The 17155-nt window shown below is 39.7% G+C and carries 11 protein-coding genes, 10 tRNA genes, 1 rRNA gene and 3 other annotated features; of the genes, 21 read left to right on the plus strand and 1 reads right to left on the minus strand.

Annotated elements, in window-relative coordinates:
• Window positions 1–417 (plus strand) — a sequence feature (23S ribosomal RNA rRNA prediction is too short).
• 11 nt (window positions 418–428) lie between these two features.
• Window positions 429–1176, plus strand: a sequence feature (23S ribosomal RNA rRNA prediction is too short).
• Between the two features lies 1 nt (window position 1177).
• Window positions 1178–2046, plus strand: a sequence feature (23S ribosomal RNA rRNA prediction is too short).
• Window positions 2047–2179: 133 nt separating this feature from the next.
• From rrf to AC625_RS00885, 19 genes are all read left to right on the plus strand, one after another.
• Window positions 2180–2295 (plus strand): 5S ribosomal RNA (rrf, locus tag AC625_RS00790).
• 45 nt (window positions 2296–2340) lie between these two features.
• Window positions 2341–2415, plus strand: a tRNA-Asn gene (locus AC625_RS00795).
• A gap of 1 nt (window position 2416) precedes the next feature.
• Window positions 2417–2489, plus strand: a tRNA-Thr gene (locus AC625_RS00800).
• 36 nt (window positions 2490–2525) lie between these two features.
• Window positions 2526–2597, plus strand: a tRNA-Glu gene (locus AC625_RS00805).
• Between the two features lie 13 nt (window positions 2598–2610).
• Window positions 2611–2683: transfer RNA gene (locus tag AC625_RS00810), tRNA-Val, on the plus strand.
• Between the two features lie 14 nt (window positions 2684–2697).
• Window positions 2698–2773: transfer RNA gene (locus AC625_RS00815), tRNA-Thr, on the plus strand.
• A 7-nt stretch (window positions 2774–2780) separates the two neighbouring features.
• A tRNA-Tyr gene (locus tag AC625_RS00820) sits at window positions 2781–2864 on the plus strand.
• A gap of 96 nt (window positions 2865–2960) precedes the next feature.
• Window positions 2961–3035 (plus strand) — tRNA-Gln (locus AC625_RS00825).
• Window positions 3036–3103: 68 nt separating this feature from the next.
• Window positions 3104–3176 (plus strand) — tRNA-Lys (locus AC625_RS00830).
• 8 nt (window positions 3177–3184) lie between these two features.
• Window positions 3185–3259 (plus strand) — tRNA-Gly (locus AC625_RS00835).
• Between the two features lie 16 nt (window positions 3260–3275).
• Window positions 3276–3351: transfer RNA gene (locus tag AC625_RS00840), tRNA-Ala, on the plus strand.
• A gap of 488 nt (window positions 3352–3839) precedes the next feature.
• Window positions 3840–4403, plus strand: coding sequence for an RNA polymerase sigma factor SigW (gene sigW, locus AC625_RS00845; RefSeq protein ID WP_049679575.1), 564 nt, complete (start codon window positions 3840–3842; stop codon window positions 4401–4403).
• An 18-nt stretch (window positions 4404–4421) separates the two neighbouring features.
• Window positions 4422–5036 carry an anti-sigma factor family protein gene (locus tag AC625_RS00850; RefSeq protein ID WP_049679576.1) on the plus strand — a complete coding sequence of 205 codons (615 nt, stop codon included), beginning with the start codon at window positions 4422–4424 and terminating at the stop codon, window positions 5034–5036.
• Between the two features lie 180 nt (window positions 5037–5216).
• Window positions 5217–6038, plus strand: a complete 822-nt coding sequence (gene cdaA, locus AC625_RS00855; protein ID WP_049679577.1) for a diadenylate cyclase CdaA — start codon at window positions 5217–5219, stop codon at window positions 6036–6038.
• A complete protein-coding gene (locus AC625_RS00860) occupies window positions 6031–7350 on the plus strand; it encodes a CdaR family protein (RefSeq protein WP_049679578.1) in 1320 nt (439 codons plus the stop codon). Before cdaA ends, AC625_RS00860 begins: the two co-directional genes overlap by 8 nt.
• Window positions 7351–7397: 47 nt before the next feature.
• A complete protein-coding gene (gene glmM / locus AC625_RS00865; protein ID WP_049679579.1) occupies window positions 7398–8747 on the plus strand; it encodes a phosphoglucosamine mutase in 1350 nt (449 codons plus the stop codon).
• A 401-nt stretch (window positions 8748–9148) separates the two neighbouring features.
• A complete protein-coding gene (gene glmS, locus AC625_RS00870; RefSeq protein WP_049679580.1) occupies window positions 9149–10951 on the plus strand; it encodes a glutamine--fructose-6-phosphate transaminase (isomerizing) in 1803 nt (600 codons plus the stop codon).
• 732 nt (window positions 10952–11683) lie between these two features.
• A complete protein-coding gene (gene ltrA, locus AC625_RS00875; RefSeq protein WP_049679581.1) occupies window positions 11684–13012 on the plus strand; it encodes a group II intron reverse transcriptase/maturase in 1329 nt (442 codons plus the stop codon).
• A 604-nt stretch (window positions 13013–13616) separates the two neighbouring features.
• Window positions 13617–14066: a DUF1569 domain-containing protein gene (locus AC625_RS00885; protein ID WP_049679583.1), complete on the plus strand. Its 450-nt coding sequence runs from the start codon at window positions 13617–13619 to the stop codon at window positions 14064–14066.
• A 524-nt stretch (window positions 14067–14590) separates the two neighbouring features.
• Here the strand turns inward: AC625_RS00885 and AC625_RS00890 are convergent.
• Complete coding sequence (locus AC625_RS00890) at window positions 14591–15553, minus strand: helix-turn-helix transcriptional regulator (protein WP_049679584.1); 963 nt, start codon at window positions 15551–15553, stop codon at window positions 14591–14593.
• Between the two features lie 109 nt (window positions 15554–15662).
• Here AC625_RS00890 and AC625_RS00895 point away from each other — a divergent pair, with 109 nt between their 5' ends.
• Together AC625_RS00895 and AC625_RS00900 are read left to right on the plus strand one after the other, a co-directional pair.
• Entirely contained in the window at window positions 15663–16142 is a 480-nt protein-coding gene (locus AC625_RS00895) for a GyrI-like domain-containing protein (protein ID WP_049679585.1), read from the plus strand.
• A 22-nt stretch (window positions 16143–16164) separates the two neighbouring features.
• Entirely contained in the window at window positions 16165–16629 is a 465-nt protein-coding gene (locus tag AC625_RS00900) for a hypothetical protein (protein WP_049679586.1), read from the plus strand.
• Window positions 16630–17155: the final 526 nt, after the last annotated feature.

Below are 17155 nucleotides of genomic sequence, written 5' to 3' on the forward strand. Positions count from 1 at the left end.
GCTAGCCTCGAGATGAGAGTATTGGAGGTAGAGCACTGATTGGACTAGGGGCCCCCAACGGGTTACCGAATTCAGTCAAACTCCGAATGCCAAATACTTATTCTCGGGAGTCAGACTGCGAGTGATAAGATCCGTAGTCAAGAGGGAAACAGCCCAGACCACCAGCTAAGGTCCCCAAGTTTACGTTAAGTGGAAAAGGATGTGGAGTTGCTTAGACAACCAGGATGTTGGCTCAGAAGCAGCCATCATTTAAAGAGTGCGTAATAGCTCACTGGTCGAGTGACTCTGCGCCGAAAATGTACCGGGGCTAAACGTAACACCGAAGCTGTGGATGGATACCGTATGGTATCCGTGGTAGGAGAGCGTTCTAAGGGCGTTGAAGCTAGACCGGAAGGACTGGTGGAGCGCTTAGAAGTGAGAATGCCGGTATGAGTAGCGAAAGAAGGGTGAGAATCCCTTCCACCGAATGCCTAAGGTTTCCTGAGGAAGGCTCGTCCGCTCAGGGTTAGTCGGGACCTAAGCCGAGGCTGAAAAGCGTAGGCGATGGACAACAGGTTGATATTCCTGTACCACCTATACATCGTTTGAGCGATGGGGGGACGCAGAAGGATAGGGTAAGCGCGCTGTTGGATATGCGCGTCCAAGCAGTTAGGCCGGAAACGAGGAAAATCCCGTTTCCATCAAGGCGGAGCTGTGATGGCGAGGGAAATATAGTACCGAAGTTCCTGATTCCACGCTGCCAAGAAAAGCCTCTAGTGAGATGTAGGGTGCCCGTACCGCAAACCGACACAGGTAGGCGAGGAGAGAATCCTAAGGTGTGCGAGAGAACTCTCGTTAAGGAACTCGGCAAAATGACCCCGTAACTTCGGGAGAAGGGGTGCTTTTTAGGGTGAATAGCCCGGAAAAGCCGCAGTGAATAGGCCCAGGCGACTGTTTAGCAAAAACACAGGTCTCTGCGAAGCCGCAAGGCGAAGTATAGGGGCTGACGCCTGCCCGGTGCTGGAAGGTTAAGAGGAGAGGTTAGCCGCAAGGCGAAGCTTTGAATTGAAGCCCCAGTAAACGGCGGCCGTAACTATAACGGTCCTAAGGTAGCGAAATTCCTTGTCGGGTAAGTTCCGACCCGCACGAAAGGCGTAACGATCTGGGCACTGTCTCAACGAGAGACTCGGTGAAATTATAGTACCTGTGAAGATGCAGGTTACCCGCGACAGGACGGAAAGACCCCGTGGAGCTTTACTGCAGCCTGATATTGAATTTTGGTACAGCTTGTACAGGATAGGTAGGAGCCTGTGAAGCCGGAGCGCTAGCTTCGGTCGAGGCGTCGGTGGGATACTACCCTGGCTGTATTGAAATTCTAACCCGCGCCCCTTATCGGGGCGGGAGACAGTGTCAGGCGGGCAGTTTGACTGGGGCGGTCGCCTCCTAAAATGTAACGGAGGCGCCCAAAGGTTCCCTCAGAATGGTTGGAAATCATTCGTAGAGTGTAAAGGCACAAGGGAGCTTGACTGCGAGACCTACAAGTCGAGCAGGGACGAAAGTCGGGCTTAGTGATCCGGTGGTTCCGCATGGAAGGGCCATCGCTCAACGGATAAAAGCTACCCCGGGGATAACAGGCTTATCTCCCCCAAGAGTCCACATCGACGGGGAGGTTTGGCACCTCGATGTCGGCTCATCGCATCCTGGGGCTGTAGTCGGTCCCAAGGGTTGGGCTGTTCGCCCATTAAAGCGGTACGCGAGCTGGGTTCAGAACGTCGTGAGACAGTTCGGTCCCTATCCGTCGTGGGCGCAGGAAATTTGAGAGGAGCTGTCCTTAGTACGAGAGGACCGGGATGGACGCACCGCTGGTGTACCAGTTGTTCTGCCAAGAGCATCGCTGGGTAGCTACGTGCGGACGGGATAAATGCTGAAAGCATCTAAGCATGAAGCCCCCCTCAAGATGAGATTTCCCATAGCGTAAGCTAGTAAGATCCCTGAAAGATGATCAGGTTGATAGGTCAGAGGTGGAAGCGTGGCGACATGTGGAGCTGACTGATACTAATCGATCGAGGACTTAACCTTATTGTTCTTGAAAAAAGCAAAAACCCTTCTTATTATCTAGTTTTGAAAGAATGAAAATTATTATTGATTTTATTTTCAAAATCTATTATAATAATAGATGTCTTTCGAAAAAAAGAATATGTCTGGTAATGATAGCAAAGAGGTCACACCCGTTCCCATTCCGAACACGGAAGTTAAGCTCTTTAGCGCCGATGGTAGTTGGGGGTCTCCCCCTGTGAGAGTAGGACGTTGCCAGGCTGTTCCATTTTTTTATTTTGAGTTTTATAGGAAACATTATACTATTCCGCAGTAGCTCAGTGGTAGAGCATTCGGCTGTTAACCGAACGGTCGTAGGTTCGAGTCCTACCTGCGGAGCCATGCTTCCATAGCTCAGCAGGTAGAGCACTTCCATGGTAAGGAAGAGGTCAGCGGTTCGAGCCCGCTTGGGAGCTTCCTGATTGACTATTATGTAATTAGTTTTAAATACCGGCCCCTTGGTCAAGCGGTTAAGACACCGCCCTTTCACGGCGGTAACACGGGTTCGAATCCCGTAGGGGTCACTATATATATTTTGGAGGATTAGCTCAGCTGGGAGAGCATCTGCCTTACAAGCAGAGGGTCGGCGGTTCGATCCCGTCATCCTCCATCATTACCTATATTGCCGGTGTAGCTCAACTGGTAGAGCAACTGACTTGTAATCAGTAGGTTGGGGGTTCAAGTCCTCTTGCCGGCACCAGTTTTCTGGAGGGGTAGCGAAGTGGCTAAACGCGGCGGACTGTAAATCCGCTCCTTAGGGTTCGGCAGTTCGAATCTGCCCCCCTCCACCATTTTATAAAAAAATTATCTGTTGGTCAGTTATATATTATCCTTAAAAGGGAAGTATATGATTACCACCTATTTTTTTGTCAAAATGCTGTATTTATTGGGCTATAGCCAAGCGGTAAGGCAACGGATTTTGATTCCGTCATGCGAAGGTTCGAATCCTTCTAGCCCAGCCATTTTTTATAGCAGTGTATACAAACATGTATCAAACGAATTAATACGCATCTTCTCATTAGTCTTATTCGAGCCATTAGCTCAGTTGGTAGAGCATCTGACTTTTAATCAGAGGGTCGCAGGTTCGAATCCTGCATGGCTCATTTTAATTGCGGAAGTAGTTCAGTGGTAGAATACAACCTTGCCAAGGTTGGGGTCGCGGGTTCGAATCCCGTCTTCCGCTCCAAGTCTTGATAACGTAAGGGGCCTTAGCTCAGCTGGGAGAGCGCCTGCCTTGCACGCAGGAGGTCAGCGGTTCGATCCCGCTAGGCTCCACCATCTAATTACATATCACTACATTTATGTCTTAAGCCATCCAGGTTTAAGACTTTTTTTATTGGTTGTACCCATTCTTCCATTTTTATCAGAAATCAAGAATAAGTTTGGAATGGAGTAAACAGATTATATATCCCTAATGAAAGAAACAGGATTAATAATGCGAAGGCCTTAGACTTTGTGCATTTGTCTCATATGCTGACACTTCAAAAGTAATATATCGTATTTCTGTATATATGTTACAAATTATTCGGAGATATCAATAGAAGAAGCGGAGATTGAAGATAGGTTTTAGATAATTGATAGACCCCAACTTAATAAGAGTGCAGATCCCCTGCTTATGAATGGATATATATCCTTTATATTTCTATTATTGGATTTAATTAAACATATTTGGTTAAAGTTTGTTAAAATAATAGTAATGTTTTTTGGAACCTTTTAGCTTGCGATTCGTATACGTATCGTACAGCCGCATGAGCGGGGGTAAATAAATGGAGTTAATTGTTAAACAGAGAATTCATCAAGTATTAAAAGGCGATCAAAATGCTTTCGGGGAAGTTGTCGAGCTATATAAAGATAAAGTCTTTCAACTTTGCTTTCGAATGTTAGGCAATCGCCATGAGGCTGAAGACATGGCACAAGAAGCCTTTGTAAGGGCATATGTGAATATTCATCGATTTAATACTCAAATGAAATTCTCGACCTGGATTTACAGAATTGCAACGAATTTATGTATAGACCGGATTAGGAAGAAGAAGCCTGATTATTTTTTAGATGCGGAAGTTGCAGGTACTGACGGCTTGGACATGTATTCTCAAATTGCAGCTGAAATTGCCCTGCCAGAAGAGCAGGTAGAATCGATGGAGCTGCAAGAAACGATTCAAGCCGAAATTCTTAAACTGCCAGAAAAGTATCGATCAGCGATTGTATTGAAGTATATTGAGGAATTATCTTTAAAGGAAATCAGTGAGATCTTGGATTTGCCAATTGGTACGGTAAAAACGAGGATACATAGAGGTCGAGAGTCATTAAGAAAGCAAATGCGCCATTTATAAAAAGAAGGTGAAGAAAGAATGAAATGTCCTGATAAAGTTTATGAATATATGCATAATTATTTAGATGAAGAAATCAGTGCAGAAGATGAGGGACTTTTGAGAAAGCATTTACAGGGCTGTGAAGAGTGTCGTACGTATTTTCATGAAATGAAGAAAGCAGTGGCATTAGTGCAAAGTACGTCGCATATTAAAGCCCCTGACAACTTTACAGAACGAGTAAAGGCGAGTCTTCCAAAAGAAAAGAAAAAGATCAGTGCTCAGCGATGGATGAGAAATCACCCGCTGTTAATTGCTGCTTCGTTGTTTATTATTTTAATGGCAGGGTCGCTGTTCTCAACATGGAACCAGGATGCAACCTTTTCTGTATCAAAACAAAATAATTTGGTAGTAGACAACGAGACCGTCATTATACCTGCTGGCGAAATTGTTAAAGGGGATGTAGTCGTTAGAAATGGGGACATTCGTATTGAAGGGGAAGTGCAGGGCAATGTAACTGTTATCAACGGTGAGCAATACATGGCTTCTGCAGGTAACGTTACTGGTCAAATTTACGTAATTGATCAAATGTTTGAATGGCTTTGGTTTAGTATAAAGGACACAGGAAAAGATTTATTCCAGTTGGATGAGGATTGACCAAAAATACAAATATGAAGCCCTATTTTTGTAAGTAGGGCTTATTTGTCTATGATTGAAATTCAGGATACGTATCTCAATTTAAAGATATACATTCCTTAGAAGTATTAGAAAATAAATGGTATACTAAGGTGTGTTGCTATGAATGGCTTTAGAGTATCACCGACTGGAGGAAGTACCATGTCATTATCCAACTTTACTTTCCTGGATTATTTCATAAATATTATTGATATTGTCCTTGTATGGTTTGTTATATATAAATTATTAGTTGTTATTAAAGGAACGAAGGCAATTCAACTGCTTAAAGGGATATTTGTCATTGTTGTAGTTCACAGTTTAAGTAATCTGCTTGGGTTTAATACGCTCGGATGGCTTATGGAGCAAGTGATGACCTGGGGGGTCCTCGCCATTATTATTATTTTTCAACCAGAATTAAGGAGAGCGCTTGAGCAGCTAGGTAGAGGGAAATTTTTCTCAAGGAGCATCGTGCAAGAGGAGGAAGAACAGGACCGCTTGGTAGAAGAAATTGTAAAGGCTACTTCTTATATGGCAAAACGAAGAATTGGTGCATTGATTTCAATTGAAAAGGATACAGGTTTAACCGACTTCATTGAGACGGGTATTCCATTAGGATCTCATATTTCATCGGAGTTATTAATAAATGTCTTCATACCTAATACCCCGTTGCATGATGGTGCTGTTATACTAAAGGATAATCAATTGGCAGCTGCAGCCTGTTATTTACCGCTATCAGAGAGCCCATTCATATCAAAAGAACTTGGAACGAGGCATAGAGCGGCGATTGGGATCAGTGAGGTGACCGATTGTATTACAGTGATTGTATCCGAGGAAACCGGCGGAATCTCCGTAACGAAAAATGGAGAGATTTATCGTGAGCTCAGTCTTGAGACTTTTAAAGAAATGTTGACGAAAGAGCTTGTTGATGACACGAAGGCAGCTTCCTCAGGACGTTGGAATTTGAGGGGGAAGAAAAATGGATAGATTTATGAACAGCATTTGGTTCACGCGAATTATTGCTTTTGCAATCGCTGCTCTTTTATTTATTTCTGTCAATTTTGTGCCTGATTCGAAACTCGGTAAAGCAGGTACATCTACCCCTGGGGAAAATGATACTGAACTTATTAAAGATATACCGGTAGAAATATACTATGATCAGAAGAATCTTGTTGTTACTGGCGCACCGGAAAAGGTTGATGTTACGTTAACAGGTGTGAAGCCTGTCCTAATGTCTGCAAAAAGTAAACGGGATTTTAAAGTATACATTGACCTTTCAGATCCAGACATTACAATGGGCGATAAAAGAGTGCCAATTAAGATCATGGATTTAAGTGAAAAGTTGAAAGCCACAATTGACCCTGGATATGTGACGGTGAATGTTCAAGAACGGGTGACAGAAGAGTTTTCAGTAGAACCAGATTATAATCGGGCAAATCTAAAAGATGGCTATACGACAGAATCCGTAGTTATTAATCCCCAAACTGTGAGGATTACAGGGGCGAAGGATACGATTGACCAGATTTCTTATGTAAAGGCGATGCTTCAGTTAAATAAAGATATAAAAGATACTGTCAATGGACAAGCAACCATTCGCGCACTGGATCGAGACTTGAATAAGTTAAATGTTATAATTGAGCCAGCTACTGTACGCTTTACGTTAAAGGTAAATATCTCTTCCAAAACTGTTCCGATTACACTCGTTCAATCTGGTAAAGTAAGAAGCGGTCTAGAGATAAAAAGTGTTACAGCTGAACAGAAGGAAGTTGTCCTTTACGGTAAAGCGTCGGTCTTACAAAATATAAAAGAAGTAAAGGTTCCCGTTGATGTATCAAAAATTGCGGGTGATGAAGAATTTGACTTGCCGATTGCTGTCCCCGATAATGTTCAAAGGATTTCTAGGGAAGTAGTAACAGTGAAAATTCAGACAGACCGTGTTAAAGAAGAGGCAAGCCCGCCGACCAATCAGGTAACGGAACAGCCAAAAGATCAGGAGGTTTCTGTACAGACGAAGACCATCCCCAATCTTAAAATTCAAGCGATTGGATTGCCAGCGGAGAAACATTTGGAGTTTTTATCACCAACAAATGGTGTTACAAGTATCCTTATAAAAGGACCTGAAGATGAATTGAAAAAAGTGAATGAGTCCAATATACAGCTTACGATTAACGCAGCGGATTTGGAGGAAGGTGAGCATGATTTAGAGATTCAAGTCAATGCTCCATCTTCAATAACCTGGGAACTGCAAAACAAACAGACATCAGTATCGATATCGATTATAAAAAAAGACGAGACATAATGTGATGTATTCCATTTAGGAATCATTTGAAGAAGGAGCGAATTGTAATGGGAAAATATTTTGGAACGGATGGGGTTAGAGGAGTCGCGAACAGTGAATTAACACCTGAATTGGCATTTAAATTAGGTAGATTTGGGGGCTATGTGTTAACCAAGAATACGGAACGACCTAAAGTATTAATTGGCCGTGATACTCGCATTTCCGGTCATATGCTTGAAGGCGCCTTAGTGGCAGGGCTATTATCCATTGGAGCTGAAGTCATGCGTCTAGGAGTTATTTCAACACCAGGTGTTTCGTACTTGACGAAAGCCTTAAGTGCAGAAGCAGGTGTTATGATTTCTGCTTCACATAATCCGGTAGCTGATAACGGAATTAAATTTTTTGGACCAGATGGATTCAAACTTTCCGATGATCAAGAGCAAGAGATAGAGGATTTAATTGATTTAGAAACGGATCATTTACAACGTCCTGTAGGTGGAGATTTGGGTCATGTAAATGATTATTTTGAAGGCGGTCAGAAATACCTTCAATATTTGAAGCAAACTGTCGATGAAGATTTCACGGGGATTCACGTAGCTTTGGACTGTGCACATGGTGCGACATCTTCATTGGCTGCACATTTATTTGCAGATTTAGATGCAGATATTTCTACAATGGGTGCTTCACCTAACGGATTAAATATAAATGATCAGGTTGGATCTACTCATCCAGAAGCTCTTTCACAATATTTATTGGAAAAGGGCGCAGACATTGGGTTAGCATTTGATGGAGATGGAGATCGTTTGATTGCCATTGATGAAAAAGGGAATATTGTCGATGGTGACCAAATTATGTATATCTGTGCAAAATACTTGAATGAAGAAAATCGACTGAAACACGGTACGGTTGTTTCAACAGTTATGAGTAATCTTGGCTTCTATAAAAAGTTAGATGAAATTGGTATTAAAAGTGTTCAAACCGCTGTTGGCGATCGTTATGTTGTAGAAGAGATGAAGAAAAACGGATATAACTTAGGCGGAGAACAGTCAGGCCATATCATCTTCTTAGACTACAATACAACCGGGGATGGCTTGTTGACTGGTGTGCAACTCGTTAGTATTCTCCAAATGACAAAAAAACCATTATCTGTGCTTGCTGCTGAAATGAAGAAATATCCACAAACGCTGGTAAATGTTCGTGTCACTGATAAGTACGGTGTGACAGAAAATGCTAAAGTTCAGGAAATCATTTCTGAAGTAGAAGCAGAAATGAATGGAAACGGAAGAATTTTGGTCCGCCCATCTGGTACAGAACCATTGGTCCGTGTAATGGCAGAAGCTCCTGATGCCGAACAATGTAATCAGTATGTAGAGCGTATTGTAACAGTTGTGAAAGCGGAAATGGGACTTGAAGAATGAAACAAGTGTGCATAAGAGGAACATTTTCCCCTCTTATGCATATTTTTATAAAAGCAAGAGTTTTAACAAGATGATTGACGAATCATAATGTTTAGGTTATGATTATCCTGTTTTTACATGAATGGGGAAAAAATTATGGGAGGAGGATTGTGTCAGTACTAATATAAGCGCCAGAACTAAGCTCGGACGATATGGCTTAGTTGACGAGGTGGAGGTTTATCGAGATTTCGGCGGATGCCTCCCGGTTGTATGTGTATAGCCGCAAAAATTTCGATTTTAAAACAGCTGGGCAACTTGCTGCACAAAGGATCGGAAATACACATAAAAAAATAGTAGAGACAAGGGGGCAAGCATGCCCCCCAGCATTCTTGTTCCCTTGACGATTTCTGGAGGAACAAATTATGTGTGGAATTGTTGGATATATTGGTAATCAAGATGCAAAGGAAATTTTATTAAAAGGCTTAGAAAAGCTTGAATATAGAGGCTATGATTCTGCAGGTATTGCTGTCAAAAATGAGTCAAGTGTGCAAGTTTTTAAAGCAAAAGGACGGATTGCTGATTTACGTAGAGTTGTGAATGTATCGGCAACTGCAAACACAGGGATTGGCCATACGCGCTGGGCAACACACGGTGTGCCAAACCATGAGAATGCTCATCCGCATCAAAGCACATCAGGACGATTGACATTGGTTCATAATGGAGTGATTGAGAACTATGCAATCCTAAAGCGCGACTATTTGGATGGAGTAGCATTCAACAGTGATACAGACACAGAAGTTATTGTTCAGCTTATTGAGAAGTTCGTCAATGAAGGACATGATGTTGAAGCCGCCTTTATTTTAACGCTTAAGCTTCTTAAGGGATCTTATGCACTTGCATTACTAGATAACCAAAATGACGACACGATTTTCGTTGCAAAAAATAAAAGTCCGTTGCTCATTGGTGTAGGAAATGATTTCAATGTAATCGCTTCTGACGCTATGGCTATGATTCAAGTAACCGATCAATACGTAGAATTGATGGACAAAGAAATTGTCATTTTAACGAAGGAAAACGTGACAATTAAGAACTTGGATGGTCAAGAAATGATTCGTTCCCCTTATACAGCAGAGCTGGATGCAAGTGATATTGAAAAAGGGACGTATCCTCACTACATGTTGAAGGAAATTGATGAGCAGCCTGCTGTTATGCGTAAAATTATTCAAGCTTATCAGAATGAAGAAGGTCAGCTTGTCATTGATTACAATATTGCTGAAGCAGTGAGTGAAGCGGACCGTGTTTATATTGTTGCATGCGGAACAAGTTATCATGCAGGTTTAATTGGCCAACAATTTATTGAGAAAATGGCGAAGATTCCAGTTGAGGTTCATGTTGCATCTGAATTTGTCTACAATATGCCATTGCTTTCAGAAAAACCGCTATTCATCTTTATCTCGCAGAGCGGTGAAACAGCTGATAGCCGTGCCGTACTTGTAGCCATTAAAGAACTTGGACATAAAGCTCTAACGATTACAAACGTTCCTGGTTCCACCTTGTCACGTGAAGCAGATTACACATTGCTATTACATGCAGGTCCTGAAATTGCTGTTGCTTCAACGAAGGCTTATACAGCACAAATTGCTGTACTTGCTATTTTGGCCAATGTAACAGCTAAATTCCGTAACCAGTCTATCGAGTTTGATCTTGTAAAAGAACTGGGGATTATCGGAACAGCCATGGAAGCACTTTGTGATTCGAAAGAAGAATTTGAAGCCATCGCTCGTGAATATCTGTCTGTTACACGCAATGCATTCTTTATCGGGCGTTCATTAGATTATTACGTTGGTCTTGAAGGGTCACTGAAGCTTAAAGAAATCTCATATATCCAAGCAGAAGGATTTGCGGGCGGCGAATTAAAACACGGAACCATCGCCTTAATTGAAGATGGAACACCAATTATTGCCCTTGCCACTCAAGAGAAAGTAAACTTAAGCATCCGCGGCAACGTTAAAGAAGTCGTAGCCCGTGGAGCAAATCCATGCATCATTTCAATGAAAGGCTTGGAAGAAGCAGACGATCGCTTTGTCATCCCTGCTGTTCATGAATTATTAACACCTCTTGTCTCTGTTATACCGTTCCAACTCATTGCCTACTATGCAGCGCTTCACCGCGAATGCGACGTAGATAAACCACGTAACTTAGCGAAAAGTGTTACAGTGGAGTAAGGTTTAAGCTGAAAATGACATGTGTTGTTATATGAAAAAAAGTTCTTTACGTGAAAAAAAGTCCTTTACAAGATAAAAAAGCTGTTTACTAATGAAACAAATTTTACCTCTAATGCTCTTTTGGATTAGGGGTTTTTATTTTGTGCAAATAACCTCTCCATATTCAATTAAAGGGCCAAATTATTGAGCAAGACATTTAAAGAAAATTGGATATCTATATTACAGTGTAGACGAAATTGTGAAAGTTTGTACTTAAACTAAAGAAGCAGGTGTGCGGCCGAGCCTAGGTCGTATCATATAACGGGTGGGATTCCCGTCGAGTAAGAATTAGCCATTCGCTCGTAGCGAGTCTTGGAGGGCTAAAGGTAACTTTAGTCCTTAAGCGTAGACAGTTAGGTGGCGGGCCGAAAGCCAAAAGGATGAAGGGATTGAGCTCCATAATGTTAGTGAATCGAGAGGGCTGATGCCTTACCTGCAGCAGAAAGCTACATTTTATCCTGCGTTAAAAGGCAAGAAGGATAAAACCTCTCTGAAGTCAGAGACCTTGGCACGTTACACATTGATATGATACGGCAACTCGGGAGACCCTACCGGTCTTTTCTTCCTTTTAGAAGAGTATGGTGTACAAGCGATAATAAGCAAGGAAACCAAATGCCGATGTAGGAAAGGCTAGCTACCAGTTATCACCCTTATTAGGGACACATTTACTACACACAGAGGTAGGTATAATAAATGGAAACAAAACTACTAAGGATAGCAGAATTAGCAAAATCTGATCCTAAAATGAAATTTACATCTCTTGCACATCTTTTAAATAAGGAAGCATTAGTTCAATGTCATCATGAACTTCCCAATAAGAGGGCAACTGGGATCAACGGTACAACTAAAGAGCAATACGGTGAAAGTTTAGAAGAAAACATAGAGGATTTAATAAGTAGGCTTAAAAGCAAAAGTTACCGTCCTGTTCCAGTAAGGAGAATGTACATTCCAAAGCTCAGTTCAAACAAGAAAAGACCATTGGGAATACCTGAACATGAAGATAAAATTGTTCAAAAAGGCATTACAAAGATACTTAATACCATTTATGAAAATGACTTTCTAGATTGTTCATTTGGATTCCGTTCAAATAGGAGTTGCCATGATGCTTTGAAAATACTGAACCACTATATTGAAAAGAGGTCAGTAAATTATGTAGTAGATGTAGATATTAAAGGATTCTTCGACAACGTTGACCACATATGGATAATGGAGTTCTTAAAACTGCGAATCTCTGACCCTAACTTACTAAGAATGATTGGTAGGTTTCTTAAAGGTGGATATATGGAGGAAGGTAAGAAACATAGAACAGATAATGGTACACCGCAAGGTGGAGTGATATCTCCGGTATTAGCCAATGTGTATCTTCATTATGTCCTCGACCTTTGGTTTGAGAAAAGGGTAAGAAAACAGTGCAAAGGACAAGCATACATAGTGAGATATGCAGATGATTTTGTCTGTTGTTTTCAATATAAGAGCGAAGCTCAGGAATTCTTCCAATCATTAAAACTTAGATTAAAGAAGTTTAAACTAGAGATAGCTGAGGATAAAACTAAAATTATTCCCTTCGGGAGGTTTGCGGAGAAAGATGCGAAACAAAAGGGAAATAGAAAACCAGCAACCTTTGATTTCCTAGGTTTTACACACTATTGTGGGAAGAGTAAACAGGGAAATTTTCGAGTGAAAAGGAAATCAAGCAGGAAGAAAGTCCAAGGCAAACTTAAGGAATCAAAAGAATGGTTGAAGAATAATAGAAATAAAGATATTCATATGATTATGGATAGATTTAAACGCTCACTAATAGGTTATTACAACTATTACTGCATCACAGATAACATCCAAAGTGTAAACAAATTCAAAGACAAAATCGGATACATACTGTATAAATGGCTCAACAGAAGAAGTCAAAGGAAATCCTTTACATGGGATAAATTCAGACTATTTCTTGATAAATATCCACTACCTTCACCAAGAGTTAAGGTCAATATATATGACTTAAGAAAAGAGATTAGCTACATTTTGTGAATGATAACTAGGAGGAGCCGTGTGCGTGAATAGCGCAAGCACGGTTCTGTGAGGGGGGAGGAACACAATCTACCGAAAGGTAGAAAGGTTCCCTTCTACTCGACTAGTTGAAGAAGAATCGGTAATTTTTAGGGATTAAATACAAGAAGAATAAATGGTAAAATTATTATAAAGTTAAGAAAATATTTAAGGAGAATAATTTGATACCTATCATGAGTCAATTTATAAACAGAATATTTAAAGACAGAATTAAAAAAATAGTAATTATCCAATTTATTTTGCTGATTCCATTATTAATAATGGCGGTTTATTCCTTTCCTACTAATAGCATTAATTATCTCTATAATGGACTATTTCAAATTATTTTTGCTTTAATTAATATTTTAAATAGTGTTGAACAATTCATTTTGAAAAAGAAAGGTTTGAGCATCTCTTTTTTCATTTTAGGTATCCTTTTCGTTTATTTATCAATTAAAAGTTACAATTTATACCTTTTGAGTAAGTAAGTGATTACTTGAATATCTCTTGAATATAGTACTTGTTCAACTAGCGGGCAAATAAGTTAAGAAGGTTGACTCATTATAATTAAAGGGGATATGCACTAATGAAAAATATTTTTAATCATATGCATACAGCAGAAGTTTTAAAACGTATTGACAAATTGAGTCCAAATTCACAACCAAAATGGGGAAAAATGGATGTTGCCCAAATGCTAGCGCATTGTTCATCTTTCCAAGACATTGCAATGGGAAATTCTTTTCCACCAAGGAGTTGGTTAGGAATAATAGTAGGGAGGTTTGCAAAACAAATCATTTACAATGACAAGGCATTGCCCCATAATATGTCTACTATTCCAACCATTTTGATTGCAGATGATAGAGAATTTGACGCAGAAAAAGAAAAGCTTAAACAAAAAATTATCACATTCCAAAATAACGGACCAGAGAAGTGCACAACTCATCCACATCCTTTTTTTGGTAAACTCACTTCTGAGCAATGGGGTAAAGGAATATACAAGCACCTTGACCATCATTTTAAACAGTTTGAAGTTTAAACATTGAAAAACAAAATGAAACGATGTGCATCGTTAGTTGAAGAAGAGTTACTAAAAAATGATCAAAATTTTTTATAAAACTGAATACTAAATCACCAGGAAAGAAACCATTTTGATCAATCTTTGTTCAAAATGGTTTCTTTTCGTTCGGTATAAAATTTGACTTTAAAGGTTACTTTTAATCAAACTTTTTTTCAAAGCTACAATAACATCGCATCTTTTTTATAAACATCGTAACTTTATTTTAAAGCCACAAAACAACTTTGTTGTAAATTAAATAACTTTATTTGTAATTCAATGTCTTTATTATTACTCAACGGTAACGCATCTAAATGAGGCTTAACCTGTTTTTACTAATATGAATTTACGAGAAATTCAATAAAGAACAGTACTGATAAAATGCTATTACCCTTTTAAAGTATTTCCAACATCCAGAAACCTTTATTTTCTTTGGGTGTGCGAAAATAAAGGGTAACTGGCAATTGGCCAAACTCAAAATTATTTTGGGTTTTAACTGGCACTGCTTATGGGCAGAATAAGCATAATCTCGCTTGTAAACCTTCTAAGACTTCTTCTGGCACTTCCCTGATCTTGATATCCCCACCTAGGAAAAGCAGCCAATTTGTTATTTCAGACAATTCTTCTGAATTATTAATATCGATAAAAGTCTTTAGAATGGCTGTCATTTGGTAAGGATTCGTATAGGAAATTGAAACTTTTAAAGGATGATATTTTTTGAACTGGGCAATCGCTTTTGGACCAAGTTCAAGGACAAGGTTAATTTCTTCTTCCTGCTTACTTAGTTTTTCTAAAATCTTTTTCTTACTTAATCTTTTTTTCGTCGGGTAGGGTTTGACATTGGTGAGATTATCGACAGGAAAAATCCGTTTCTTTTCTTCTTTTAAGTCAAATCCTTCAATCAACCAAAGACCTTTTTCATGATAAAGGTGCAAGAGATTAATTGGATAAGACTTTATCACCTTCTCTTCTTTGATAGTAATCAATAAATAGCTATCCAAAAGAAGGATTTGGATGAATTTTTCTAGCATGGGATGAGGTAGGTCTGACAGATCAAGTAGGTCGGGATTATTGGGGTTGGTCCCTTCAAAAAGTAAGATTTGATTTAAAAGAACAAGTTCATTTTGTTGGTTTTCTGAGATGAGGCCTAGTAATTTTTCAGCTAACGACTGACGACTCTTTAGATAAGGGAGTTGTTGATTTTTTGTGGCCATAAAGGCAATAAAAAGAGCTTTAATCTCATTATCTGTAAAACGAACAGTGGGCAGGACAGAGTTGTTCATGACAAAATACCCCCCATCCCTTCCAACTTCAGCGACAAGCGGCATCCCCATGGCTTCAATTTCTCTAATATCTCTAATAGCTGTCGAACGAGAGATGTTAAATTCCCGCATGATTTCAGAAATTGTAAAGTGGGCGCGGTTGTTGATATACCGCATGATGATATTAATCCGTTCAACTTTTTTCATCGGGGCCTCCTAAACAGTATCATTTTTTGACATGATTTAAGGTTATTATAAACCCATCAAGTGAAAAGACAAATCATTTGATGAATAAAAAAAGAAGAAGGTTCTGAATATGACAAATTATACACTGGAAGAAAAAGACAGCTTTACCGTTTTAGGTATTGAAACTGAGCTTAAGAGCAATTTCACAGACTTTGCTGGCATAAGCAATGAAAAAGCAGCCTTTTGGAGAGCCGTCAAACAAGATGGAAGACTTGGCACTTTAAAAGCCGTAGCCACAAATGACTACATTTTTGCCGTGAACGAAGCGGTGAATAACAAGTTGATGCATTATGCTGGCGTCATGACAGAGGCATCGGTACCAGAAGCATCGAGAGTTATCCAATTTCCTAAGGGGGAATACTTAGTTGTTAAAGGGGAAGAGAAGACGGCTGATGAGTTGAGTAATAAGCTTGCTGGCATTGTCTTTGGTCAAATCTTGCCAGAAGCAAAGAATTTTGCCTATGTTGGTGGGCCCAATACAATGGTTGAGATGGGGCAGCGAAACGGCTTAGTATTTGGTGAAATGTGGATTCCTGTTGTTAGGAAATAACGAGATAAAAGGAAGGATAGAAATGTCTTATATCGTTGATTTTAAAAATGTGTCTACGGTTGGTTTGGAGTCTTCACCTATAGTGGACGCACTTGCTGGTTTACGTGCTAATGAAGCCCGTTACTTTATGAACAAATACAAGCATGAATTTACGGTTGTACCAGCTAGCGAAAGCCAGAAGACTCTTGATTATGTGAACCGAATTTTGAAAGCAGAACGTGATATTGAATTTGCGGCCACACCATTAGAAACGTCGCGTTTTCAAGTGGAAAATATCCAATTTGCCTACGTCATTTATGAGGATGGTCTTGTGCTCAACGTCATGTATACGGTTGATGACCCTAAGAAGCGAGCTGTTGGTTTTAAACTTTCTGAGGGGATGGATGTACCAAAGGAGTTAGAAGGAAAGTTTAAGTTTGCTAGGCAGAAGTCTAAACTAGCTGGAACAATTCGGGGCTCGTTTTTTGTAATTAAAGGAGAATATTAACTTAAGCAAAAGCGCAAGTGGAGGAATTCATCCATTTTTTGTATTTGGTCATTCTTTTACTTCATTTGGATAAGAAAATCCTGATTGAGCAAAAAAAATTAAATTCATCGCAAGAGCAAAAACAACCATTCATGCAACAAATGTCCATCTAGGCATTCAAATAACAAAACAGCACCTTTCCATCAAATTAAAGGGTGCTGTTACTTTTTTCGCAAAAACCTCGTTTACTGATGGTACCGGTTCCCCACTATAAATGCTAAATTACATCCTCAACAATCATGGCCCTTTAATTGAACAATACAGCTGGAGTTTAAGAGTCAAAAGAAACACCTAATTAATAAAGGGTTTTATCAATTTATAAATGATCAAGTTTTATTTTAAATCAACATGTTTTTCTTATGCTCTATAATATGGTGAGAAAAATACCATTAAATAAAGATTATCTAAGGGAAAAGCATCGCAACATTTTTCTAAACGTCGCGACTCTATTTTAAACATTGCATCTTTTTTACAAACGTCGTGACTT

This window comes from Peribacillus loiseleuriae (assembly GCF_001183985.1).
Classification (GTDB): domain Bacteria; phylum Bacillota; class Bacilli; order Bacillales; family DSM-1321; genus Peribacillus; species Peribacillus loiseleuriae.